The 24,947-nt window shown below is 48.9% G+C and carries 21 protein-coding genes, 1 pseudogene and 2 riboswitches; of the genes and pseudogenes, 6 read left to right on the top strand and 16 right to left on the bottom strand.

From position 1 onward, the window contains the following. Positions 1-145: 145 nt before the first annotated feature. From pflA (CI595_RS22305) to CI595_RS22265, 10 genes and pseudogenes are all read right to left on the bottom strand, one after another. Complete coding sequence (gene pflA / locus CI595_RS22305) at positions 146-913, bottom strand: pyruvate formate-lyase-activating protein (RefSeq protein ID WP_095175819.1); 768 nt, start codon at positions 911-913, stop codon at positions 146-148. Beyond that, complete coding sequence (gene pflB / locus CI595_RS22300) at positions 900-3,152, bottom strand: formate C-acetyltransferase (protein ID WP_095175818.1); 2,253 nt, start codon at positions 3,150-3,152, stop codon at positions 900-902. The genes pflA (CI595_RS22305) and pflB (CI595_RS22300) overlap by 14 nt, the downstream gene beginning before the upstream one ends. A gap of 91 nt (positions 3,153-3,243) precedes the next feature. Then, a riboswitch (ZMP/ZTP riboswitch) is annotated at positions 3,244-3,323 on the bottom strand. A gap of 90 nt (positions 3,324-3,413) precedes the next feature. Next, positions 3,414-4,223 carry a bifunctional hydroxymethylpyrimidine kinase/phosphomethylpyrimidine kinase gene (thiD, locus tag CI595_RS22295; protein WP_095175924.1) on the bottom strand — a complete coding sequence of 270 codons (810 nt, stop codon included), beginning with the start codon at positions 4,221-4,223 and terminating at the stop codon, positions 3,414-3,416. Further along, positions 4,220-4,870 (bottom strand): HAD family hydrolase, encoded by a 651-nt coding sequence (locus CI595_RS22290; protein ID WP_095175817.1) that lies wholly within the window; start codon positions 4,868-4,870, stop codon positions 4,220-4,222. The genes thiD and CI595_RS22290 overlap by 4 nt, the downstream gene beginning before the upstream one ends. Then, complete coding sequence (thiE, locus tag CI595_RS22285) at positions 4,867-5,526, bottom strand: thiamine phosphate synthase (protein ID WP_095175816.1); 660 nt, start codon at positions 5,524-5,526, stop codon at positions 4,867-4,869. The genes CI595_RS22290 and thiE overlap by 4 nt, the downstream gene beginning before the upstream one ends. After that, on the bottom strand, positions 5,513-6,337 hold the full coding sequence (gene thiM, locus CI595_RS22280; protein ID WP_095175923.1) for a hydroxyethylthiazole kinase: 825 nt from the start codon (positions 6,335-6,337) through the stop codon (positions 5,513-5,515). Before thiM ends, thiE begins: the two co-directional genes overlap by 14 nt. A gap of 52 nt (positions 6,338-6,389) precedes the next feature. Continuing rightward, positions 6,390-6,497: riboswitch (TPP riboswitch) on the bottom strand. Between the two features lie 411 nt (positions 6,498-6,908). Next, entirely contained in the window at positions 6,909-8,444 is a 1,536-nt protein-coding gene (locus CI595_RS22275; protein WP_095175922.1) for an ATP-binding cassette domain-containing protein, read from the bottom strand. Positions 8,445-8,732: 288 nt separating this feature from the next. Next, complete coding sequence (locus CI595_RS22270) at positions 8,733-9,974, bottom strand: sensor domain-containing diguanylate cyclase (protein ID WP_279233398.1); 1,242 nt, start codon at positions 9,972-9,974, stop codon at positions 8,733-8,735. A gap of 138 nt (positions 9,975-10,112) precedes the next feature. Further along, positions 10,113-10,580, bottom strand: a pseudogene (locus CI595_RS27210) (YbaK/EbsC family protein); the annotation flags it as partial. Positions 10,581-10,595: 15 nt separating this feature from the next. Further along, a complete protein-coding gene (locus CI595_RS22265; protein ID WP_095175814.1) occupies positions 10,596-10,949 on the bottom strand; it encodes an arsenate reductase family protein in 354 nt (117 codons plus the stop codon). A 327-nt stretch (positions 10,950-11,276) separates the two neighbouring features. Between CI595_RS22265 and pflB (CI595_RS22260) the strand changes: the two genes are divergently transcribed. The 5 genes from pflB (CI595_RS22260) (at position 11,277) to CI595_RS22240 (ending at position 18,592) form a co-directional block, all read left to right on the top strand. Next, the gene (gene pflB, locus CI595_RS22260) at positions 11,277-13,502 is read left to right on the top strand and encodes a formate C-acetyltransferase (protein ID WP_095175813.1); all 2,226 of its coding nucleotides are present in this window, start codon (positions 11,277-11,279) and stop codon (positions 13,500-13,502) included. Between the two features lie 18 nt (positions 13,503-13,520). Continuing rightward, a complete protein-coding gene (pflA, locus tag CI595_RS22255) occupies positions 13,521-14,288 on the top strand; it encodes a pyruvate formate-lyase-activating protein (RefSeq protein ID WP_095175812.1) in 768 nt (255 codons plus the stop codon). Positions 14,289-14,628: 340 nt separating this feature from the next. Continuing rightward, positions 14,629-16,056 carry a PucR family transcriptional regulator gene (locus tag CI595_RS22250; RefSeq protein WP_162291950.1) on the top strand — a complete coding sequence of 476 codons (1,428 nt, stop codon included), beginning with the start codon at positions 14,629-14,631 and terminating at the stop codon, positions 16,054-16,056. Between the two features lie 335 nt (positions 16,057-16,391). Further along, positions 16,392-17,567: an MFS transporter gene (locus tag CI595_RS22245; protein WP_095175810.1), complete on the top strand. Its 1,176-nt coding sequence runs from the start codon at positions 16,392-16,394 to the stop codon at positions 17,565-17,567. Positions 17,568-17,593: 26 nt separating this feature from the next. Next, entirely contained in the window at positions 17,594-18,592 is a 999-nt protein-coding gene (locus CI595_RS22240) for a uroporphyrinogen decarboxylase family protein (protein WP_095175809.1), read from the top strand. 42 nt (positions 18,593-18,634) lie between these two features. On the opposite strand, the gene CI595_RS22235 is transcribed toward CI595_RS22240, so the two are convergent. Beyond that, on the bottom strand, positions 18,635-19,735 hold the full coding sequence (locus CI595_RS22235) for a DUF362 domain-containing protein (RefSeq protein ID WP_095175808.1): 1,101 nt from the start codon (positions 19,733-19,735) through the stop codon (positions 18,635-18,637). Positions 19,736-19,999: 264 nt separating this feature from the next. Here CI595_RS22235 and CI595_RS22230 point away from each other — a divergent pair, with 264 nt between their 5' ends. Continuing rightward, the gene (locus CI595_RS22230; protein WP_162291949.1) at positions 20,000-20,788 is read left to right on the top strand and encodes an arylamine N-acetyltransferase family protein; all 789 of its coding nucleotides are present in this window, start codon (positions 20,000-20,002) and stop codon (positions 20,786-20,788) included. 67 nt (positions 20,789-20,855) lie between these two features. On the opposite strand, the gene CI595_RS22225 is transcribed toward CI595_RS22230, so the two are convergent. The 5 genes from CI595_RS22225 to CI595_RS22205 all read right to left on the bottom strand — a co-directional run bounded on the left by CI595_RS22225 (position 20,856) and on the right by CI595_RS22205 (position 24,895). Beyond that, entirely contained in the window at positions 20,856-21,191 is a 336-nt protein-coding gene (locus CI595_RS22225; protein ID WP_095175806.1) for a hypothetical protein, read from the bottom strand. A gap of 14 nt (positions 21,192-21,205) precedes the next feature. Further along, positions 21,206-22,453: a DNA polymerase Y family protein gene (locus tag CI595_RS22220; RefSeq protein ID WP_187144054.1), complete on the bottom strand. Its 1,248-nt coding sequence runs from the start codon at positions 22,451-22,453 to the stop codon at positions 21,206-21,208. 90 nt (positions 22,454-22,543) lie between these two features. Beyond that, on the bottom strand, positions 22,544-23,131 hold the full coding sequence (locus CI595_RS22215; RefSeq protein ID WP_095175805.1) for an SOS response-associated peptidase: 588 nt from the start codon (positions 23,129-23,131) through the stop codon (positions 22,544-22,546). A gap of 78 nt (positions 23,132-23,209) precedes the next feature. Continuing rightward, positions 23,210-23,428 carry an acyl-ACP--UDP-N- acetylglucosamine O-acyltransferase gene (locus CI595_RS22210; protein WP_095175804.1) on the bottom strand — a complete coding sequence of 73 codons (219 nt, stop codon included), beginning with the start codon at positions 23,426-23,428 and terminating at the stop codon, positions 23,210-23,212. 147 nt (positions 23,429-23,575) lie between these two features. Continuing rightward, the gene (locus CI595_RS22205; protein WP_095175803.1) at positions 23,576-24,895 is read right to left on the bottom strand and encodes a replication-associated recombination protein A; all 1,320 of its coding nucleotides are present in this window, start codon (positions 24,893-24,895) and stop codon (positions 23,576-23,578) included. Between the last annotated feature and the right edge of the window lie 52 nt (positions 24,896-24,947).

Genomic DNA, 24,947 nt, shown 5'->3' with positions numbered 1-24,947 from the left:
AGCAGAATATTTATTCGCATTCCAGTTTCTAATAATAGCATAAATGCAGGACAAACTCAACGCCGGATTGTTATTTTTAGCAGATACTCCCAAAATGCAGAGCGGCAGCGGAAATCTATCATATCAATTTCCGCTGCCGCTCTTCCTATGCGTTCAGATAGCCTGTATATTCACTTGTATGAAGCAGCCGGTTGGCATTCTCCACCCGCTCTTTCGTGGGAGGGTCAATCCCCTGCAGGGGATAAGGGATACGCATATCCTGCCATTTAAAGACTCCCAGCGTGTGGTATGGCAGCACTTCAAAGCGCTGAACATTGCCCAGGCCTTTTACAAATGCATCCAGCCGTATCAGGTCTTCGTCATAATCGTTCCGTTCCGGCACGAGAACATGGCGAATCCATACCGGCTTGTTGATCTCGGCCAGATATCCGGCCATATCAAGAATGTTTTCGTTGCTGCATCCTGTCAGGATTTTATGCTTTGCGCTGTCAATCTGTTTGATGTCAAGGAGAAGTAAATCCGTAACTTCCATAAGGCGGCTGAATTTATGGAAAAACGGGTCGTGCCTGGAAAACGGATTTCCGGAAGTATCCAGGACCGTATGCACCCCTTCTTCCTTAGCCTTTGTAAAAAGCTCCAGCAAAAAGTCCATCTGGAGCAGCGGTTCCCCGCCGCTGACGGTTATTCCGCCTTTCTCTCCCCAGTAGGCTTTATAGCGCAGAGCCTGCCCTAGCAGCTCATCTGCTGACATCATATCCATGGAGCTGGTGCTCCAGGTATCCGGATTGTGGCAGAACTGGCAGCGCATCCTGCAGCCCTGCAGAAAAATCACAAACCGGACCCCCGGCCCGTCCACGGAACCAAAGCTTTCGATCGAATGGATGGAGCCTTTTCTCGAACTAAATGCGCTCATGTGCGGAGCGGGCGATCACATCAAGCTGCTGCTCGCGTGTCAGATCAATGAATTTAACCGCATAACCGGATACACGGATCGTAAAGTTGGCATACTCCTCTTTTTCCGGATGTTCCATGGCATCCACCAGTTTCTCGATACCAAACACATTCACATTTAAGTGATGTGCTCCCTGGTCAAAGTATCCGTCCAGAATGTGCATCAGATTGTTGATCCTCTCCTCCTCCGAATGTCCGATGGCACCCGGATTGATGGTCTGTGTGTTGGAGATTCCGTCCAGTGCCCACTCATATGGAAGCTTTGCAACAGAGTTCAGGGAAGCCAGAAGGCCGTTTTTCTCTGCACCGTAGCTTGGGTTTGCACCGGGTGAAAGCGGTTCTCCCGCTTTTCTGCCATCCGGCAGCGCGCCTGTTGCTTTTCCGTAAACCACATTGGATGTGATGGTCAGGATGGATGTGGTCGGCTCGGAATTTCGGTAGGTCGGATATTTTTTCAACTTTTCCAGGAACGTGTGCAGCAGCCATACCGCAATATCATCTGCTCTGTCATCGTCATTACCGTAGCGGGGGAAATCACCCTCTGTCTGGAAGTCCACTGCCACGCCTTCCTCATCCCGCACAACTTTTACCTTGGCGTATTTCACAGCGGACAGGGAATCCACCACATGGGAAAAACCTGCGATCCCTGTTGCAAAAGTTCTGCGCACATCTGTATCGATCAGTGCCATCTCTGCTGCTTCATAGTAATATTTGTCATGCATATACTGGATCAGGTTCAGAGTATTTACATACAGCCCTGCCAGCCAGTCCATCATAATTTCATATTTGCGGACAAGCTCATCATATTCCAGGTAATCAGAAGTGATCGGTTTGTATTCAGGTCCCACCTGAACCCTTGACTTCTCATCCATGCCGCCGTTGATGGCATATAAGAGGCATTTTGCCAGGTTTGCACGGGCACCGAAGAACTGCATTTCTTTTCCTGTCTGGGTGGCTGATACACAGCAGCAGATGGAATAGTCATCTCCCCATACCGGCCGCATCACATCGTCATTTTCGTACTGGATAGAACTGGTCTCCACAGAGATAAATGCAGCATATTTCTTAAAGTTTTCAGGCAGTCTTGATGAGTAGAGAACCGTCAGATTCGGTTCCGGTGCAGGCCCCATGTTCTCCAATGTGTGGAGGATTCTGTAATCTGTCTTTGTGACCATGGAACGGCCGTCCTGACCCATGCCTGCCACCTCCACGGTAGCCCATACCGGGTCTCCGGAGAAAAGCTGGTTGTAAGAAGGAACACGGGCAAACTTGACCATTCGCAGCTTCATGATAAAATGGTCTACCAGCTCCTGTGCTTCTTTTTCTGTCAGTGTACCGTTTTCCAGATCTCTCTGCATGTAAATATCCAGGAAAGTTCCCACACGGCCCACACTCATGGCTGCACCGTTCTGTGTCTTGATGGCAGCCAGATACCCGAAATACAGCCACTGAACTGCTTCCTTAGCGTTCTGTGCCGGTTCTGAGATGTCATATCCATAGCTCATAGCCATTTTTTTCATATCGGCAAGGGCACGGTACTGCATGGAAATCTCTTCTCTCTGACGTATGATCTCATCTGTCATGATACCGCAGCCGCAGTTATCGTAATCTTCTTTTTTCTTTTCCATCAGGAAATCAACACCGTAAAGCGCCACTCTTCTGTAGTCACCCACAATACGGCCACGGCCATACGTGTCCGGAAGTCCTGTAATGATCTTGTTATGACGGGCTTTTTTCATCTCCGGTGTGTACGCATCGAAAACACCCTGATTATGCGTTTTATGATATTCTGTAAAGATTTTATGAAGCTCCGGGGCCGGTGTATAGCCATTGGATGTACAAGAATCCTCTGCCATTTTAATACCGCCATAAGGCATAAATGCCCGTTTCAGTGGTTTGTCGGTCTGAAGCCCTACTACCTTTTCCAGGTCTTTTAATTCTTCACTGATGTAGCCCGGCCCATGGGAAGTCAGTGAGGATACGATCTCCGTATCCATATCCAGAACGCCGCCTTTTGCACGTTCCTCTTTCTGCAGTTTTGACAGTGCAGACCAGAGTTTTTCCGTTGCTTCGGTGGGGCCTTCCAGGAACTCCTGATTTCCTTCATACGGTTCGTAGTTGTGCTGGATAAAGTCACGTGTATTGACCTCTTCCTTCCAGATTCTACCTTTAAATCCATCCCATTGTTTGAAGTTATTCATCTTTGCAAGTCCTCCTTCTAAGACAATAATTGTGTAGAAGCTGCCCTTAGACCGGACCGGATATATTAAAAAAAGCCGGTCCTATCCAGACAACTTCTGCCCAGACGGTCGGCTAAATCAACGTTATACTCCCTGTGGTTCATTCCACTTCCGCCAGTTATATAACATCTGTAGTATAAAGCATTTTTTTAAGAATTGTCAATAAAAGGAACGAATCTTTTATGTTCTTTTTAGTAAACATATTATAAAAAATATTACAGATCACCGAAACGGATAGCCATTTGCAAAAGGAGGTAATCTGTACATTTGGTTCAATGGTCCGCTGCCCTTTCCCAGATCAAGCCCGTCCTCAAGCGCACCGGTTAGGTAATTCTTGGCATTCTTTACGCTTCTTTCCAGAGGATATCCTGCAGCAAGACTACAGGCAATGGCGGAAGACAAGGTGCATCCTGTTCCGTGTGTATTGGGATTTTCTATCCGCTTTGACGAAAACCAAGTACATCTGCCCTTCTCATATAAAAGATCATCCGCTCCATCTTTCAAATGGCCGCCTTTTATTAGAACCGCACCGGAGCCATACTGTGCTATTTTTTCTGCAGCCCGTTCCATATCCTTGGGGCTGCCCACAGAAAAACCACAGAGCGCTTCCGCTTCCATAAGATTTGGTGTCACCACTGCTGCCAGAGGGAAAAGTTCCTCTTTCAGCGCTTCAGAGGCATCCTTCGATATGAGTCTGCTGCCGCTTGTGGATATCATGACCGGGTCTAATACCACATCCTGTGCCCGGTATTTTTTCAGCCTTCCGGCAATTTCCCGTATGATCTTTTCGTTGGAGACCATACCGATTTTCACTGCATCCGGACGGATATCTGTGAAAATGCAGTCCATCTGTTTACCCACAAATTCCGTGTCACACTCCTGTATCCCATATACACCTGTTGTATTCTGCGCCGTGAGTGCCGTGATCACACTCATGGCGTACATCTTATGGACTGTTATGGTCTTAATATCCGCCTGGATTCCGGCTCCTCCGCTGCAGTCTGATCCGGCAATCGTCAATACTTTTTTCACATTTTCCGCCCCCAATCTTCCCATTTTTCAAGATAGATATCTGCCAGTCTAAGCAATTTTTCTCTGTCTTTTTCAGAATAAAGATCACGTATGACTGCCAGTAAAAATCCGGCTTTTTTCGCTGTTTCTGCTGCAAAATATGCATCTTCCAGCACTAATGTCTCTTCTTTTTTTGTACCGATGATCCCCATCGCCTGCTCATATATCCGTGGATTTCTTTTACCGGCTCCTGCCTCCGTACAAGTAAGAATACCGGTAAAATAAGAATCAATCCCGTTATTTTTAAGCGCAGCTTCTATAAGAGGCCTGTCTGTGGATGTGGCGATACACATTCTGATACTGCGGCTCTTTAAATCCTCCAGCACGGAAAGCAGTCCCGGTTTGATCCGAATCTCCTCTTTGTAACAGTCATATATCATAGTGTTAATCTCGTCAATAATTTGGTCGTTCCGGAGCAAGATCCCATAGCTGGTGCGGAAATATTCTGCAGACTCTCCCATTGTCATGGTCTCCAGTTTTTGGCGGATATCCTTCCGGGGCCTGATCCCCTTTCGTTTCAGATAGCGTTCTCCTGCCTGGTCCCACAGCCCCATAGAATCGAATAGCGTGCCGTCCGCGTCGAATATGGCGCCCTTTATCCCTCTCATTTTTTTATCATCTCCTTAGCCAGTGCCAGCAGTTCCTCACAGGCGGCTCTGATATCCGTCTGTCCATAAATGCCGGAAATAACGGAAATTCCTGCCACACCACTTCCGGCAAGCTGCATCACGTTATCTTTCTTAATTCCGCCGATCGCCACAACAGGGATGGATACCGCCTGACAGATCTCTTTCAGGGTATCCCATGCGATTACGTCTGCATCTTCTTTGGTGGAGGTGGAAAACACTGCCCCCACACCCAGATAATCCGCCCCTGCCTTTTCTGCCCGCAGAGCCTCTAAAACAGTCCGGGCGGAAACGCCGATGACCTTATCCCGGCCCAGTTTTTCCCTGACGCTTCCCGCCTCCATATCGCTCTGCCCCACATGTACGCCGTCCGCATCCACGGCCAGGGCAAGGTCCACATTATCGTTGATCATCAGGGGGACACGGTAACTGGCGGCAAGAGCCTTCATATCCTTTGCCTCACGCAGAAAATCCTCATACGGCATCTCTTTTTCCCTGAGCTGCAAAAGCGTAATGCCTCCATCCAGAGATGCTTTTACCTGCTCATAAAGTGTCTTTTCTCCCACCCAGGATCGGTCCGTAACGGCATACAGAAGCAGGGCACGTCTCACCATTTCTCTTTTCTCAGCGCAGTTCATATTTTGCTCCTCTCTCCAGCTCGCTGCCGGTCAAATGATACACCTCATCTATCAGATAGTTTCTGCAGGATGCGTTGCCCCTGCGCTCGCTTTCCATCTTCTCAAATGCCTTTTCCCCGCACAGGCCCATGGAGATCACAGCAGCAGCCACAGCTTCCAGCCTTCTGTCCGGATTGGCCGCCAGATAGGCTGCAGCAAGGGAGCTGAGCATACAGCCGCAGCCTGTGATCTTTGCCATGACAGGGTTCCCGTTTCTGATTATATAGGTATGGCTTTTGTCTGTCACAATATCGATTGCACCGCTGATAGCGATCACTGCCCCAGTCTTTTTTGAAAGATCCTTTGCGAATGTTATGGTCTTTTCCAGATTTTCGTCTGTAACAGCATCCGCCGCATCAGCATCCACTCCCTTGGAACTGTTTCCGCCCCCGGCAATGGTCTTAATTTCCGAAATATTTCCCCGGATGGCGGTAAAAGCAATTTCCCTGAGTAATTGTTCCGCTGTCTTCCTGCGGTATGTGGATGCCCCGGCCCCCACAGGGTCAAGTACAATGGGATGCCCGCAGCTTCCCGCACTTTTTCCTGCCAAAAGCATGGCTTTCACGGAACGGGGATGCAGGGTCCCCATATTGATGTTCAGACCGTCGCAGAGGCGTCCCATCTCCTCTGCTTCCTCCTCCCCGTCTGACATGGTTGGGGAAGCACCGCAGGCCAACGTAATATTGGCACAGTCATTTGCAGTTACATAATTGGTGATGTTCTGAATCAGAGGCGATTTACTCCTAACGTTTTCCAGTATTTCTCCCAGCATTTTTTCTCCTTTCTGCATCCTGAAACATAAAAAGGGAGACGCCAACACGTCTCCCGGAATCTTGATCTCTCCCTACGCTGGCATTACCCATATCAGGTTAAAGGGTCGAAGTTGGTGACTTCCTCTCAGCCTGCCGCTACAGGCTCCCCCGATGTAACTTATCCATATTTGTAACTGTTCAGTACCCTCACAGTTACAGGCAAAAATCCATGCAAAATCGCCTTTGGCGATGGGATTTTTGCTTGGCCGTGGTACACTTTCTTACGGTCAGCGCAGTGAATGCGCAGACCTACTGAATAGTTGCCCATGTTTTACTTTAACTGGTTATCAGGATACCACACTTACCTGTTCCTGTCAAATTCTGTCAGCTTTGTTCTATGTGGCGGCCCCTGAAAGGTTGCTGTTCACAGGCCACTGTACCGGGAGGCGTTTTCATGCCGGAAGCATGAAGATCCCGAGGCAGCCAGCGCGATATGGGGCGGAATGCTCCATATCTATGCATCGCGAAGCGTGTTACTGGACGCGAAGTGAACAGTTCCCTGAAAGATATCACGGTTCCGCAAAGTCTTATCTATCCTTTTCTCTTTTCCAGACCATTTTCCGTCAGTTCATAGATGGTATCACACACCTCATCCATATACTTTCTGTCATGGGATACACTGATGACTGCCCCTTTGAAATCTGCCAGAAGTCTTCGGATCACAGGCCCGGACAGGGGTGAAAAATTTCTGGTGGGTTCATCCAAAAGAAGCACATTGCTGCCGTCCAGGCTCATTTTCAGGAAAAACAATTTTGCTTTCTGACCGCCGGAAAGCTGGGAGATACTGTGGTCCATCTCATCTGCCGTGTATTTCATACTGCCCAGATACGTGCGGATCCTGCTGATTTCCTCTTTGTCTCCCTTTTTTTGCAGAAATTCTGCCGGAGTCTTGCTGCCATCCATTTTTTCTTCGTAATTCTGAGGCATATAAGCCACATGCAGGTCTGTTCTCTCCTGCATGGATTCCGCTATTTTCCGCAGAAGTGTAGTTTTTCCAATGCCGTTTGCTCCAGTGATACAGACTTTTTTTGGTCCCTTTACAGACAGGGCGATCTGCTGAGAGAGCACCCGTTCCCCGATACAGAGCTTATCAAGAGAATATGCAAGCACTGTCTTGCCATTTGGAATGGAAGTGTCTTTTGGAAACCGGATAAATATGGCATCCTCTGTCTCCGGTATCTCTGTCCTGTCCTCCGCTTCCCTTAAATAGCGGCGCTCCATGGCCTTTACGGCGTGCATCTTCTTTTTCAGCAACTGCCCGCCGTGGGGGTTCTGCCGGGTGATATTGTTCTGGTCACGCTCCACTTTCTGCTGGATTCTGCGGAACCGCTCTTCCTGCTTTCTGGCATCCTCCCGTTCTTTTCTCGCAATGCGCTCCTGATTGGTAAGTCCTCTTGCCCTGTTTTCCATATAGGTTCTGTAATCCATCTTCGCAACAGAGTACCTGGGTTTTGTCTTTCTGTTAATCTGCTCCAGATGGATGATGACATTGGCGGTCCGCTCAATCAGGGTCTCATCATGGGAAATGTAGAGAATGGGTATTTGGCATTGATTCATAAAATCCTCCATCCACTCCAATGTCCGGATATCAATGTCATTGGACGGTTCGTCCAACAGAAGGATATCCGGATTTTCCATTAGGATCCCGGCCATCTGCAGCTTGATCTTCTCCCCGCCGGAAAGCGCTCCCATCTTTTGCTGGGAATAATAAATATCCGCCGGTATTCCCAGTTCCCGGCTTATATTTGACAGTTCTTTTGGTGTCATATTGTAAAAACCTGTGTTTCCGGTAAAATATTCCCAGACGCTTTTCTCCCGGTTCTGTTCCTCCAGCTCCTGGGGCAGATACCCTGTCTTTTGCCGGTTTTTGATGATCTCTCCTGTGAACTCCGCATAGGATTCCACAAGGGCCGGGTCACAGATCAGCTTCAAAAGTGTGGATTTGCCGTTTCCCTCTTCCCCGATCATGACAGCTCTGTCACCGGGATTCAGCACAAAGGAAAAATTCTCCACCAGGGTCCTCATATCTTTTTTATGTGTAATCGTCAGATTTTTGATCTGCATCATAATGCATCCCTTCTTTCCTGATATAAAAAGAGCCTGTTTCTCCACCGGAAAAACAGACTCTTAAATATGCGCACCTATATCAGGACCCGCAAAGATATCATCAAAAGGATATGATACCACTCTTCAGTCAGTCTACTCTCCGGCAACGAAAACAGACCTGACGCGCAGGTTACTCTCTGTCTTCTATGCTCCGAATCATAAACTACTGAATCATCCTATCCCTCTTTTCTTTACATTCTCTTGCAGAACACTCTGCAGATATCATTCTAAACGACACAATACTTTCTGTCAAGCATCATTTTCACTATATACCCTGAAGGAACGTTTTCCCGCACGCTTTGCCTGATACAGGGCCTCATCCGCACGCCGGTACATCTCCTCATAGGAAAGCTTATTTCCTGTCTGATAAGATACCCCTGCGGAAAGTGTCACGTTATACTGTTCCACACTCTCATCCTGCAGCGTATAGGTAACAAGCTGCTGCAGCCTTTTCAGACAAACGCCTTTGTCCCTCACCCCCTCCAAAAACACCATAAATTCATCTCCGCCGATACGGGCACAGATATCGTTTTTCCGGAAGGTAGACTGGAGGGCACATGCTACTTGGAGAAGAATGTTGTCCCCAAACGGATGGCCATAGGTGTCATTGAGCATTTTAAACCCATCCACATCCAGCATGATCATCATGCAGGAGGAAATACGCTCCATATTTTTCAGACGCCGTTTGATAAGACGCTCTCCTGATCTGCGGTTGTAGATACCCGTGAGGCAGTCCTTTTCCGCTCCCTGGCGGTAATAGATTTCCCTCATGGTCTGTTCATGTGTGTCCAGCATCCTGCCTATCTTTCTGTCAAAACCGTCATCCTGCCCTTTGAAATGGGCGATCTGGCATCTGGTCCACAGATTATTGCCCTCCCCGTCCACCACGACCACATCCTGCTCTTCCTTATCAAAACGCGGTTCCTCCATGGGATGATTGTGGACCATCAACTTGAGTTCTCCCTTTTTCTCACAATTCTCACACATGAAAGGTACGAAGTCTTTCTTCCGGGGCGGTCTTCCGAACCGTTGTTCAAAACAGCCGTAGACATGAACGGTACAGTTTTTGCAGCGGATGTCAAAATCTACGTCATTCGCCAGTGTGGTGAGAATTCTCTGCAGGTGATCCCTGCGGTTCACCAGCTTTCTCAGCCTGATCTTTTCCGTGGCATCCACAAGAAAAACATAAAAATAATGTCTGCCGTTCTCATCCTCCACCAGCCGCCCGTAATCCTCAACCCACAATACAGTACCATCCTGGCAGCAGATCCTGTATTCCACGTAGTCGTATGTACCGGATGCGATCTGCCTTTTGATCTCGCTTTCCACACGCTCCAAGTCCTTGGGATGCACCATGCCTCTAAAAGAACCGTTGGTGAGCTTTACAAAAGCCTCCATATCATCGCATCGGTAAAGCTTTAATATGTTGTCATTGACATAAGTGATCTTCTCACCTTCCTCAGCCTCATAGATAAAAAAGCCGCCCGGCATACGGGCAAGATACTTTTGCGGCTGCTCCGGAACAGGCGGGAACGGGGAAACGTGCGCGGATTCCGAAACAGGCAGCGGCTCCGAAACAGACAAGGACTCCGAAACAGACGAGGGTTCCGAAACAGACGAGGGTTCCGGCTGCCATCCCCGGCATACATCTATAAATCCCTGGCTTTTTGCGTATCGCTCCATCTCCTCCAGTGACAATTCTATGGCACTGTTGGCGCTTCCGCAGGCCGGAAATACGGTCTTAAATCTTTTCATGGAGAGATCCAGGAACACCCGGACATCCTCCGGAATTCCGAATGGGCATACTCCGCCCACTGCATGTCCTGTCCTGGCTTCCACTTCATCGGGAGAAAGCATTTTAGCCTTCGTGTGAAAATACTCTTTGAATTTTTTATTGTCCACCCTGGCATCTCCTGCCATCACCACAAGCACAGTCCCGCCGTCCACCAGAAAAGACAGGGTTTTGGCAATGCGGGCCGGTTCGCATCCTGCAGCCTGGGCTGCCAGCTCTACGGTGGCTGAAGACTGAGAAAATTCCAGTATACGTCCCTCCATGCCGAAACCGCTAAAATACTCCTTTACTTTTTCAATCGCCATCTTTGCACCTCATTTTTACAGACCGAGTTTCTCCATCCACTCCTTTTCCTTAAATCCTGTGACAACAAAGGATTCTCCCACCAGTACCGGACGTTTTACCAGCATACCGTCCGTGGCAAGCAGCGCAAGCTGCTCTTCCTCACTCATGTCCGGCAGCTTCTCTTTCAGGTTCAGCTCTTTATACTTCATGCCGCTGGTGTTAAAAAAACGTTTCAGCGGCAGACCGCTTGCACGGTACCATGTCTCCAGTTCCTCCTTCGTAGGGTTTTCCTCTATCATATGGCGGTCCTCAAACTCTATTCCCTTCTCTGTAAGCCATTTCTTTGCTTTCTGGCAGGTGCTGCATTTTGGATACTCTATAAATAACATATGTGTAATGCCTCCTTTTTTGTAACCATTCACCTTGCAACTGTGAAGGCACGGAACGGTTACCCTTTTTCATGGTTCTAGTTTATCATTATACTTTGCCGCTTTCAACTACAAAAAGCCTTCTTTGCCCCCTCCTTTTGTATTTTATTCAATACTTTTTTAATCCAGATTGACAAGTGGCTTCCGACTGTGATATTTATATAGCACAGGTTACACTTTGTATACAATATACAATTTGGAAATATTTGGTAACTTGTTTTTCTTTAAGGCTGCTGCACATAATTTTGCCAGCTTTGATTCATGATTACAGCAGGAGGTAATTACTTTATGAGAACAGAATGGAGAACCTTTACAGGCGGTGCCTGGGAAAAAGAAATTAATGTACGGGATTTTATCCAGCAGAATTATACACCATACGAGGGGGACGGAACCTTTCTCAAATCAGCCACTGAGGACACAAAAGATCTGTGGCAGCAGGTTCTTGCCCTTACAAAAGAAGAACGGGAAAAGGGCGGAGTTCTGGATATGGACACTAAGATCGTATCCACGATCACATCCCACGGCCCCGGTTATCTGAATAAAGACAAGGAAAAGATCGTGGGACTGCAGACAGACAAACCGCTGAAGCGCTCCATGCAGCCATACGGCGGTATCCGAATGGCGGTCAAAGCCTGTGAGGACAACGGCTACCATGTGGATCCTGAAGTAGTGGAATATTTCACCGCACACAGAAAGACCCACAATGCCGGTGTGTTTGATGCCTACACCCCTGAAATGCGGGCCTGCCGTTCCAACCACATTATAACCGGACTTCCGGACGCCTATGGCAGAGGGCGCATCATCGGCGATTACAGAAGGGCTGCCCTCTACGGGGTAGACCGCCTGATCGAGGAGAAAGAGGAAGAAAAAGCCACCACCCGCAGTATCATGTATTCTGATGTGATCCGTGAACGGGAGGAACTTTCAGAGCAGATCCGTGCACTGAAAATGCTGAAGGAACTGGCCCGCATTTACGGCTGTGATATCTCCGGGCCTGCCGAGAACATACTTGAGGCCACACAGGCACTGTATTTTGCTTACCTGGCAGCCGTGAAGGAACAGAACGGAGCCGCCATGAGCCTTGGCCGTACTTCCACCTTCCTGGATATCTATGCAGAAAGGGATTTAAAGGAAGGAACCTATACGGAGTCCCAGATACAGGAGATCATTGACCAGTTTATTATGAAACTCCGCCTTGTCTGCTTTGCCCGCACACCTGACTACAACCAGATCTTCGCGGGAGACCCTACCTGGGTAACGGAATCCATCGGCGGCATGGGGCTGGACGGCCGTCCCCTGGTGACAAAAATGTCTTTTCGATACCTTCACACCCTGGACAATCTGGGTGCTGCTCCGGAGCCGAACCTGACTGTTTTATGGTCCTCCAGACTTCCTGAGAGCTTTAAGGAATACTGTGCCGAGATTTCCATCCGCCACTCTGCTATCCAGTATGAAAATGATGACGTGATGCGCCCGGTACACGGAGACGACTACGGTATTGCCTGCTGTGTATCCTCCATGCGCATTGGCAAAGAGATGCAGTTCTTCGGCGCTCGTGCCAACCTGGCCAAATGTCTGCTCTATGCCATCAACGGCGGCGTGGATGAGATTTCCGGCCAGCAGGTGGGACCGAAATTCCGTCCCATTACGTCCGAATATCTTAACTATGATGAAGTGATGGAAAAATACAGGGATATGATGAAATGGCTGGCAGGTGTCTATGTAAATGCCCTGAACATCATCCATTACATGCACGACAAATACAGCTATGAACGCCTGCAGATGGCCCTTCATGATAAGGAGGTCCGCCGCTGGTTCGCCACCGGGATCGCCGGATTTTCCGTTGTGGCAGACTCCCTCTCAGCCATCCGTTACGCCAAAGTAAAACCCGTGCGCAATGAACAGGGGATCGCTGTTGATTTTGAGATTGAAGGGAATTTTCCGAAATACGGAAACGACGATGACCGCGCAGACCGGATTGCCCAGGATGTGCTCCACACCTTTATGCAGTACATCAAAGGAAACCACACCTACCGGGGAGGTGTTCCCACCACATCCATCCTGACCATCACTTCCAATGTGTCCTACGGTAAGAACACAGGGTCCACCCCGGACGGAAGAAAAGCCGAAGAAGCCTTCGCACCGGGAGCCAATCCCATGCACGGGCGGGATACCAACGGTGCGGTTGCCTCCATGGCCACTGTGGCTAAGATGCCCTTTATGGATGCCCAGGACGGCATCTCCAACACCTTCTCCATCGTACCGGATGCTCTTGGCAAAAACGGAAATGCAGCAAAAAACCTGGTGGCACTGCTGGACGGCTACGCAGCAAAGGGCGGACATCACCTGAACGTAAATGTGTTTAACAGGGATACCCTTCTGAATGCACAGAAACATCCTGAAAAATATCCCCAGCTCACGATCCGCGTATCCGGTTATGCCGTAAACTTTATCAAACTGACAAAAGAACAGCAGGATGAAGTAATCTCCAGAACCTTCCACCAGAATATATAGGAAAAGGCAGGTGTCCACATGAAAGGATATATCCACTCCCTGGAGAGTTTCGGGACCGTGGACGGACCGGGTGTCCGCTATGTTGTATTTTTCCAGGGCTGTCCCATGCGCTGCCTGTACTGCCACAATCCCGATACCTGGAAGCCGGGGGAAGGCACCCTCATGGATACGGAGGAGATCATCGCATCTATGGACCGGAACCGTGCCTTTTACGCCACAGGCGGACTGACCGCCACCGGAGGGGAGCCTCTTTTACAGCTTCCCTTCCTGACTGAACTGTTTGAAAAGGCCAAAGCCCAGGGTATCCACACCTGTCTGGATACCTCCGGCGTCACATTCCGGGCAGACAGTCCGGATTATCTGAAAAAGGCAGAGCGGCTTTTAAAAGCTACCGATCTGGTGATGCTGGACCTTAAGCATATCCGGGAAGATGAGCACAAAAGCCTGACTGGACATTCCAACAAAAACATTCTGGATTTCGCCAGGTATCTGGACACCCACCAGGTTCCTCTCTGGGTCCGCCATGTAGCTGTACCGGGTATTACCTTTGACCGGGACTCTCTATTTTCCCTGGGTATTTTTCTCGGTTCCCTAAAAAATCTAAAAGCCGTGGAAGTGCTCCCCTATCATTCCATGGGAAAAGTCAAATACGATAACCTGGGACTTCAATATCCTTTGTGTGACACGAGACAGCTCACAAAAGAAGAGGCCCGGACAGCTTACGAGATCATTCTGGACGGAATAGAAAATGTAACCCATACAAGGTTCCTCTCTCATTACACCTGACACTGCGCCTGCCGGAGAAATTAAAATCCGGCAGGCCTTTTTAGTTACGGTTCACAGACCACTGTACCGGGAGGCGTTTTCATGCCGGAAGCATGAAAATCCCGAGGCAGGCAGCGCGATATGGGGCAGAATGTCCATATCTGTGCATCCCGAAGCGTGTTACCGGACACGGAGTGAACAGCAGTCTTTTTTATTCTTTTCTCTTTCGACAGCTCTCGACATTCTTTTAAGATTGTATTATACTTTGATACAAAGCTGCATTTTCACCTCATCAGGAAAACTCCCGCTTAATATAAGCGGTGAGTGTGACCGGCCTATGCAGAACAGGGGGATTTTTATTATGAAACTAAGTATGTGGATGATCGCCAACAGGCTCAAGCCGCTGAATCCGGAATCTCAGATCAGTGACAACACGCCTGCTGTTTTAAAAAGCGCCCGACGTGCCTATGCTACCAACTGTGTTTATGTGTTTCCCAGCGGAAATGATGTGATCTGCCAATGGGAAAATGACATCATCAAACTAAAAGACATACAATTTGACGAAGCATTTGAAATTATCCAGGGTATTTTTGATTTCTATGAGGATTGGGATGCTTCTATAACTGCCGCTGCCGAACAGTGTGATTATCAGAAGATCCTGGATGAGAGCTGGCACTGCTTTCACAATCCTATGGTCCTTCTTGATGCCAACTGCAATGTTCTGGCATACAGCAGACAGTATAAGGAGGTCTATGTGGATGAGGAGTGGGCGCATCTTATGGAATATGGCTGCAGTTCCATTGACAGCATCCGTTTCATGCGGCGTGACTGCACAGACCAGAATTTCTTTAACCAGGGTGCCACCAAATACCATTTTGACCGGAAGGCCCTCTCTGACTGCCTCTCCTCCTTTATCTATTATGACCATGCACAGTGCGGACGCATCACTTTGGTGGAGCGGAACCGGAGACTGAACCACGGGGACTGCCAGCTTCTGGACCGCATCACACGGCTTCTGGCTGTTTCCATGGGGAAAACGGGTCCCGCGGCCCCTCCGGACAGTGACCACTACAGTGTTTTCCGTGATTTGATCAAGGGAATACCGGTCGGTGACAGAGAACTTGACCGACAATTGGAAGTCAATGACTGGTCCACAGAGGATACCTACGGTCTCTGGGTCTTTCACGGGGAGAACGGGGTTCTGGAAGAACAGGTACTTCTTCTGGCTGCCCATATGATATCCCAACAGCTTCCCCACTGTGAGATCTTCTGTCTGGACGGCGGCGTGGTGCTTCTCTATAATGAAAAGAAAGAGACTAGCGATACCTTGAAGCACCGTCTGAGCCGGCTTGTCCGCCACAACCACATGGCCGCAGGCATCAGTCTTCCGGCCTGTTTTTTAAAAGATCTCCGGTTTCACTACAAACAGGCGCTCTTTGCCCTGGAAGAAAGGCAGCCTGACAAACATTATTATGATTTTTATCCCAGGGCCATTGATTATATTATCAAAAACAGTACCCCTGATGTTCTCCTGGCAGCCTGCCATCCGGACATCCTCCGGTTCCACCGTCTGGATCTGAAGCAGCCCACGGACCGGGTGCGCACCATGGAAGCCTACCTGAACAATGAGCGTTCTCTTCTGCACACCTCAGAGGAATTGTTTGTCCACAGGAATACACTGGTATACCGGATCAAAAAGATGACGGAGGAACTCAGCTGCAATCTGGAGGAAGGCTATACCCGGGATTATATGAAGCTCTCCATCCGTATCTTAAAACTCTTTGGGTAAATTTTCACACCGCATATCTGCCGGCATTTTTGCAGGAGTCTGTATCTTTTTCTATACAGGCTCCTGCAATTTTTTAAGTTTTTTATACATATCTGCTATTTTTCTTTTACAGTACGAATAATCTACCTCTTTTTGATAAAAATTCGTATTTCCCAACCGTAGTTTTTCTTTTCCCACTTTCTTATAATCTATGTATAGTAGTTGCACGGCAATTCTGCACAACTTTCAAACAGTAGCTGCAGAAAAACGATTTTGCTGTACTTTCCGGAAAAAAGCGAAACCAACTGTCCACAACACAAAAATAAGAGAGCGAAAAGAAAAAGGAGGATCTGCATATGAGCACTTCTAAAAACCAGGTTGGCCTCAAAGAGACCATAGCCATATTATCTCTTTATTTTATATCCATGGGATTCACTGTGGTAACGCCTGCCATGGCGAAACTGGCAGCCGCGTTTCCTGACAATAACTTCTCCCTGATCTCCACCCTGCCTACCCTCTTCGTGGTATTTGCCACCTTATGGGCAGGTACTGTGGCAGGAAAAAAGGTAAAATACCGCACCCTGGCATTGACCGGCTGTATCATCTTCACTGTTTCCGGTACACTTCCCGCCATCGTGGACGGCTCCTTTGCCTTTATCTTAGTGACACGGGCACTGGTGGGCATCGGCCTCGGCCTTATGGCTCCTCTTGGAAACGCTCTGATCATCGGCCTGTATGAGGGCCAGAAACAGGCGGCTTACCTGGGATACGGCACACTGCTCATGAACGGCGGCGGAATTGTGCTGCAGATGCTTGGCGGCGCACTGGCTGATGTGGGCTGGAAAACCACTTTTTTCGGACACCTTCTGGGAATTATCTCTATCGTATGTCTGATTTTCCTGCCTGAACCGGCAAAAGCGCCAGTTCAGCCTGAAACCAACGGAAAACCGGCGGCAAAAGACAAAATATCACCATTTGTTTATGCCATTGCCATTTTGTTCCTGCTGTTCAATGTACTGAACTATCCTGTAATGCTGAATATGTCTCTGATGTTTGAAATGAAGGGTGCCGGCGGTGCAACCATGGCTGCAACTGCCCTGTCTCTCTATACAGTTGCCGGATGTGTGGCCGGTTTCCTGTTCGGTACTATATTTAAGATGATGAAACGTTTCTGCCTTCCTATTGCCTTCTTCCTTTGGGCCATCGGCGCTTACTGTATCTACATAGGAAAAACTATGGCAGTTATGTCCGCAGGTACTATTTTGATCGGATTTGCATTTTCAGTCATTATGCCTGCTGCTTTCACACTGGTTGGCATGCGCACTCCGCCTTCCACAGTGGCTATCGGAACCTCTATTATCATGGCATTGATGAACCTGGGCGGTTTCCTGAGCAGCTTCTGGCTTTCATTGCTGAAAACCATCTGCGGTGAAAATATTTACTCTCCTCTGCTGGTGGAAACTGTGATCATTGCGGTTCTTGGCGTTGTATTCCTGATCTACAACCCCTTCCCGAAACAGACCGAACAGTAAGACACCCCTTCACAGGAGGAACTTGTATGCTGACCAAAAGAGAAAATTTCCTGGAAACCATCCACGGGGGCAGACCTGACCGTTTTGTCAACCAGTATGAAGCTTTCCGGATACTTTACAATCCTGTTATGATGCACAATCCAATGCCCAATCCCGGAGATTTGGACGTGGTAAACGACTGGGGTGTGGTAAACTCCTGGCCTGCCGGAACACCGGGGCCTTTCCCGGTCCATAAACCGGAAACGATCGTCATCAAGGATATCAAGCACTGGAGAGATGATGTACATGCTCCCAATACGAAATATTCCGATGCGGAATGGGAGCCTTTTGTCAAACAGGCCGAGGAAGTAGACCGTAAGGAATACTTTGCCACGCCCTTTGCTGCTCCCGGACTTTTTGAACAGTGCCATCATCTGGGCGAGATTCAGAATACCCTCATCAATTTTTATGAGGAACCGGAATATATGCATGAGCTGATTGATTATCTGACCGAATTTGAGCTGTCCCTAGCGGAGGAGATCTGTACGCATTTAAAACCGGATGCCCTGTTCCATCACGACGACTGGGGCAGCCAGACTTCCACTTTTCTATCACCGGAAATGTTTGAAGAGTTCTATCTTCCATCCTATAAAAAGATTTATGGGCTGTACAGATCTATGGGTGTGGATGTGATCGTGCACCATTCCGATTCCTATGCAGCCACTCTGGTGCCTTATATGATCGAGATGGGAGTTGACGTATGGCAGGGAGTCATGTGTTCCAACCATATTCCGGATCTGATCGCAGAATACGGAGGAAAAATCTCTTTTATGGGCGGCATAGACAGTGCCAAAGTGGATTATGAAGGCTGGACCAGAGAAGTGATCGCAAGAGAGGTACGCCGTGCCTGTGATGAAAACGGCAGGCTATATTTCATCCCCAACACTTCACAGGGACTCCCCATGAGCACCTTCTCGGGTGTCTATGAGACAGTAACCGAAGAGATCAATAAATACAGTAAGATAGTTTTTGATCAATACCCATAAAACGGGCGCCCTGCAGTTTTGTCTGCAAGGGCGCCCCTCCTTTTATTCCTGTTGCTCTATATACGCTTTTATAAACTCATAGATCTGGTCCTCTGTAGGCGGACATCCCTTCAGGGAGTGGCGGAAGCATCCGGTACAGCTGCCTATCCCCAATTCACCTGATTTCTTTCGGAACCCCTGCCCGATACAGATTTTTGTCTTCAGTTTTCCGAAAAGCCCTTCCTCCTTCAGTTGATCCAGCGCGGGAATCAGATAGCCATAACAGGCACTGCAGGATTCCACCTCCTCCACAGCGTCCTGAAGCTCCACGATCTTTCTCTTAGCAGGCACATGGACTAAATGCTCCTGTTCGTTGCAGGTCCTGAACACCGCCTTTCGGAAGTCCGCGCTCCCCACACCAAGTCCTTCCGCCATTTTTATATACGGAACCTCCTCCGTCTCATAATTCAGCAGATGGCATACATAAGAATCACAGAGCACCGGGTCAGCGGCTGCCAGGATCCTGTCCATCACCACCGGGTTGCCGCCGTCCTCAAAATCCAGGTCCCCGCATATGTTGTCCACCACAATAAAATCCTGGTGCAGCACGGTGTTCAGGTGGGCGATAGGCTTGTGCAGTCCCATAGCATGAAAATGCCGTTTCTCTTTATTGGGGATCAGGCCTTTCATATTCTTCAACGCACAGGTGATCTTTGTCTGACAATGGCCTTTCAGCACAGGCACATTGATAAGAAAATCAAGAGCCAGGGCACTGTCACAGATCTGCAGATCCATTCCTGCACAGTTACAGGAGGTGGTACTGTCCTTCTGGGTATCCAGAAGCTCCACGCCGTATCTCTCTGCCAGCACATCATATCCGCACACTCGGAATGCCTCAGCGGTCCGGTCCCCCACCCAGGAACCCTCCAGGATCACCAGATTTCCATATTTTCTCTCCTGCAGGTATTCCACGATCCCTGCCACCACCTCCGGATGTGTGGTAGCTCCGTAAGAAGCCTCCGTGGGAGATACCAGATTAGGCTTAATTCCAATACGGCATCTCCTGTCCGGTATCCGTGCAGCAAGCTCCGCCTCTGTAAGGAGGCGCTTTGTCATGTCTTTGTGATCTTTTCCATGTATCATCAGAATCTCATTGTCTCTCATTGCTGATCCAGCTCCTTTTTTCTCCTGTTTACAGTCATCAAAATAGTACCATATATCCTGCGTATATGCTATACTTGATTTATGGATCTTCCGCGGGAAAGTTACTATTCAGCCTTCCGGCTTCATAGCAGCAAAAGCATGCACAGTTCTGCCCTTCAGGGTACAGACTGCATAAACCGCAGTCTGACCCGGTTGTCGCCGGATGGCTCCGCAGCTTCAGGCCCGCGGTATGCAAATACAATAAGAGAAAAGGATCGTATCGCTATGTACGAAGAATTGTATGAACCTCTTCCCCAGAAAGAGCCCTATCTAAAGCGTCTGGGACTTGCCGCGTTGCCTGCGGCTGACAAAAAAAATCTGGATCTTCTCATTTATTCGCACCAGCTCCATATTCCCTTTGAGGATTTGGATGTATGTGAATTTAAAAGGACCACCTCCTTAAGCATCTCCTCCCTGTACGAAAAAGTCATACTGAGAAAAAGGGGCGGATACTGCTATGAATTGAATGCCCTGTTCGCCTCACTGCTCACTGCCTGCGGTTATGAAGTCACACCGTGTATGTCCAGGATCTTGAGAGAATGTGATGACGAGTTTGTTCCTCCCATCTCCCACCGCATCAACCTTGTCAAAATGGACGGACAGCAGTATTTCTGCGACGTGGGATACGGCGGCCCCATGCCGGCCGGCGCTCTGCCTCTCCTTGACGGCTGGGAGGAGTGTATACAGGGACAGACCTTCCGGCTTGAGCAGGTGGATGCTTTTTGGTGGAATCTTCTCTACCGCTCCAAAGATACTTTTTCCACTGTTATGCGTTTTTCCCCGGTTCCCTGTGAGCCTGTTGATTTTGTGGCTTTAAATGCCTTTGCCTCCACCCACGAACACTCCGTTTTTCCACGTCTTCGCATGGTGAATCTGCGGACACTTCAGGGAAGCGTCTCCCTGATCGGGGATACCTTCACCCTCTCGGAAAATGGGAATAAAACCGTCCGACAGATCACAGAGGAAGAATTCCTGCCTATATTGGAACAGTATTTTCATCTCTGCATCTCCTGATTTGCGTCAAAGATCCCCCGGCTGCCGGATTTTATAAGGCCGCCGGAGGATTCTCCTGTTTTGGCCGTCACCCCCCGGCCGCCCCTTTCCCTGTCTGCTTAACCATAGCCCAGCGATGCTCCTCCAAAAAAAAGAGGAGTTTTATTTCCGCCTCATATCCCCCTTCCTCTATCCTGCAGATATACTCCAGTGTGGGGATTCCATTATAATGCTTTTCTTCTCTGCTCATGACATGGATATGGCGGATGGTGTGGATCTGCCCCTCCTCATCCTGGTATTTTAAAAGCTGCAGGCTGGTATCCCCTCTGCTGGTGAACCAGCAGCCCACAGCAATATTCTCCTGTTCTCCCCGGATACTTCCCGCATCGGCTTTCTCCATATGAATGTCTGTGCCAAATGCCATAAACTCCTCTCCTTTCAGTGGTCGCAGCGGTAACGCTTCTCCCTGGATATCCCGCCGCTCATATGGTCAATAGGCGAATCAAGGAACACGGCCCGCTTTACCGCATCCATGCCATACCGCCTGCGTATGGTGTCCACAGCCCGGTCCAGCCGCTCCAGTTTTCCGTAATCCCTTGTGTCAAAAAGTTCCATCTGCCGCATGGCATCCCAGTCCCGGATCCTGCCTGTGTGTATACCCAGATGCCGGACAGGACACCCATCCCATAGTTCCAGAAAAAGCCTGCAGGCATGGCGGTGCAGTTCCTCCGTAATATTCGTGGGAGCCGGAAGCCTGCACTGATGGGAGGACGTCCTGAAAAGGTAGTCCTTGACACTCACAGAAAGCACTTCCGCCTTCTTCCCATCCTTTCTGAGCCTGGCTCCCACTGTTTCCGCCAGGGCCAGCAGCACCAGAGAGGCCTGGGAGGATGTGGTCACATCTACGGGAATGGTGGTGGAATTTCCATATCCTTTGTTCGGCGGCGGCACAGCCTCCACCAGGGAAAAATCTCTCCCATTGGCAAAATTCCAGATAAGCTCCCCTTGTTTCTTCATATGCCTTCTCAGGATCTCCACATCTGTCTGTGCCAAATCCCCGATTGTGTAAATACCCAGATTATAAAGTTTTTTCGCCGAGGCCCTCCCCACAAAAAACAGTTCCTTGACCGGAAGGGGCCACAGCTTTTGCGGAATTTCATTTACAAAGAGTGTATGGGTCCTGTCCGGCTTTTTGAAATCCGAAGCCATCTTTGCCAGCAGCTTGTTTTCTGATATGCCGATATTGACTGTAAACCCCAGTTCCTCCCCAATCCTCTGGCGGATGGTATCTGCCGCCTGTATCGGAGGGCCAAAAAGTTTCTCTGTTCCGCTCATATCCATATAAGCCTCATCAATGGAATACTGTTCCACATCCGGAGAGTATTCTCTTAAAAGCTTTAAAAGGGCCCGGGAACTTCTGTCATACAGGCTGTAGTCCGGAGGCACGATCGTGAGAGGCCCGTATTTTTGCCGAGCCTCCCAGACAGAATCCCCGGTACGGATACCATATGCCTTTGCGGGCATGGATTTTGCCAGGATAATCCCTTGTCTCTGGTTCACATCCCCTCCCACTGCGGAAGGGATATCCCGCAGATCCAGAGTCTCACCTCTGTATTTTCTCCTGTATACCGCCTCCCAGGACAGATAAGCAGAATTCACATCCACATGAAATATGATCTTCTCCATTTTTATCACCTCATTACATTCTATTCCTGTATAAATTATATCAGAACATATGTTCTTTTTTAAATAGGTGATTCATGGAAAAAGGACCTGCTACTGCAGGTCCAGTGTCTGTTGTTCATATTCTGTACTTTTATCCAGCATAACCGGCGTCTGTCCAAGGATAGCCTCTGCTTTCTGTCTGCTGAAAATCCAGTCCCGGATCTGCCGTTCCTCCAGGATCAAAGGCATTCGGTCGTGAATCCGGCTCATAGAGTCATTTGCCTCAGTGGTCAGGATCACAAACCGCTCCTCCTCCCCATACTGATCGTAAATGCCAGCCAAATATAATATTCTGCCGTCAGGTCTTGTAAAGGTATATTTTTCTTTCTTCTTATTCCACTCATAGAAGTTTTTGGCCGGGATCACACATCTGCGGAGAAGAAGACTGTCACGAAATGTTCTCTTCTCCAGTGCCGTCTCCTGCCTTGCATTAAAGATCACACGGCTCTTCTCAAACCCGGGGAATCCCCAGGCAAGTTCCTCGCCGCACAGTTCCCCGGCCCTTCCTGTAACCACCGGTGCGCTCTGGGAGGGAAATACATCCCGGCTATGATCTTCCAGCAGTTTTTTATCAATCTGGCGCACCAGTTTTTCCATTTCTCTGATCGTATCCTCATCAATATAGTATCTGCCGCACATAAGGCCCTCCTGTCCATTTCCATTCCTCTTGATCTCCCGTGCGAAAAGGAGATGCGATCACTCGCATCTCCCCCGTTCTCACACCTCTGTAAAGGTATATCTCTCCTTTACGCCGTTGGTCACAACTTCATACACAACGGAACCATCCTCACGCTCTGTCTTTTCACAGGTAGAAACTTTGCTGGTCATACCTTCCATGTAAACATCCAGGTCATCGGCATCCACTTCTTTGATCTGGGAATCCGGATGTCCGTCACACAGGTTATAGATCTCATGAATCAGTTCATAATGTTTCATACACAATACCTCCTTGTATTCACCGGTTTTTATATCTTTATTATAAACGAATTTCCTGATTTTTACAAAGCTTCTTTTTTATTTTTCAGTTTTTTTAGTTTTTCCGTTATTTTTATAAGTCTTTGTAACGGTAAAGGAGCTGAACACTCACGAATGTTCTTTCTTCCACCGGAGCACAGACTCCAAACGCTCCTTGACGTTCTTCTCCTCCCCCTGTTCTGTGGGATGATAATAACGCCTGTCCTTCAGCGAATCCGGCATACACTGCATGGTACTTAATTTTTCCTGCGTATCATGGGCATAAACATAGCCCTGCCCATAATCCAGTTCCTTCATAAGCTTTGTGGGCGCATTGCGAAGCTGTAAGGGTACCGGTTCCGCTCTCTTATTCTTCACGTCTTCCTTGCATTGCTCACAAGCTGCATATAAGGCATTGGATTTGGGCGCCATGGCAAGATATGTGACCACATGCGTCAAATGCACATCACATTCCGGCATTCCCAGAAAATGACATGCCTGATAAGCCGCCACTGCCACCTGCAGGGCATGGCTGTCCGCCATTCCGATATCTTCACTGGCAAAACGTATCAACCTTCTGGCAATGTAAAGGGGGTTTTCCCCACCCTCCAGCATCCGGCACATCCAGTAAATAGCTGCATCCGGGTCACTGTTCCGCATGGATTTGTGCAGGGCAGATATGAGGTTGTAATGCTCCTCCCCCGTTTTATCGTATAACAGGGACTTTCTGCTTATACACTGCTCCATCCCTTCCCTGGTCACTGTAATGCCCTCTGTGGTGATCTCTCCGTTCAAAACTGCCATTTCCAGGGTATTGAGAGCGGTTCTGGCATCACCGTTGGCAAAAGCTGCAATCGCTGTGAGCTGTTCCTCTGAGATATCCACGTTCTGACCGCCGAACCCTGCCGGATTCTCCAGGGCATGTTTTAAAAGCTTCACCAAATCCTTTTCCTCCAAGGCCTTCAGCACAAAAACCTTGCACCTTGACAGCAGAGCCGCATTGATCTCAAAAGAAGGGTTCTCCGTGGTAGCTCCAATGAGTGTGATACTGCCCTTTTCCACATAGGGAAGAAACGCATCCTGCTGGGCTTTGTTGAAACGGTGGATCTCGTCCACAAATAAAACCGTGCGTATCCCCATCCGCCTGCCGGTCTCCGCATGGCTCATGACGTCTTTGATCTCCTTGATCCCGCTGGTCACGGCACTGAAATTAATAAAGTCAGCTTTTGTTCTGCCTGCAATGATACTTGCCAAAGTGGTCTTTCCCACGCCCGGAGGTCCCCAGAAGATCATGGATGAGATCTGGTCCCGCTCAATAAGCTGGCGCAGCATCTTCCCCTTCCCCAGGAGATGTTCCTGCCCTGCAAAATCTTCCAGGCACTCCGGCCGCAGCCGGCTGGCAAGAGGAGCGCTCTGTCCCCTGTCATCAAACAATGTCATCTGTTCCATATCCGTACCTCCCACCTGTACACGAACCTATATGACTCTATTTATCATTTTA

It is taken from the genome of Blautia hominis (assembly GCA_002270465.1).
GTDB lineage: Bacteria > Bacillota > Clostridia > Lachnospirales > Lachnospiraceae > Blautia > Blautia hominis.
This window is presented reverse-complemented; position numbering and strand designations above follow the sequence as displayed.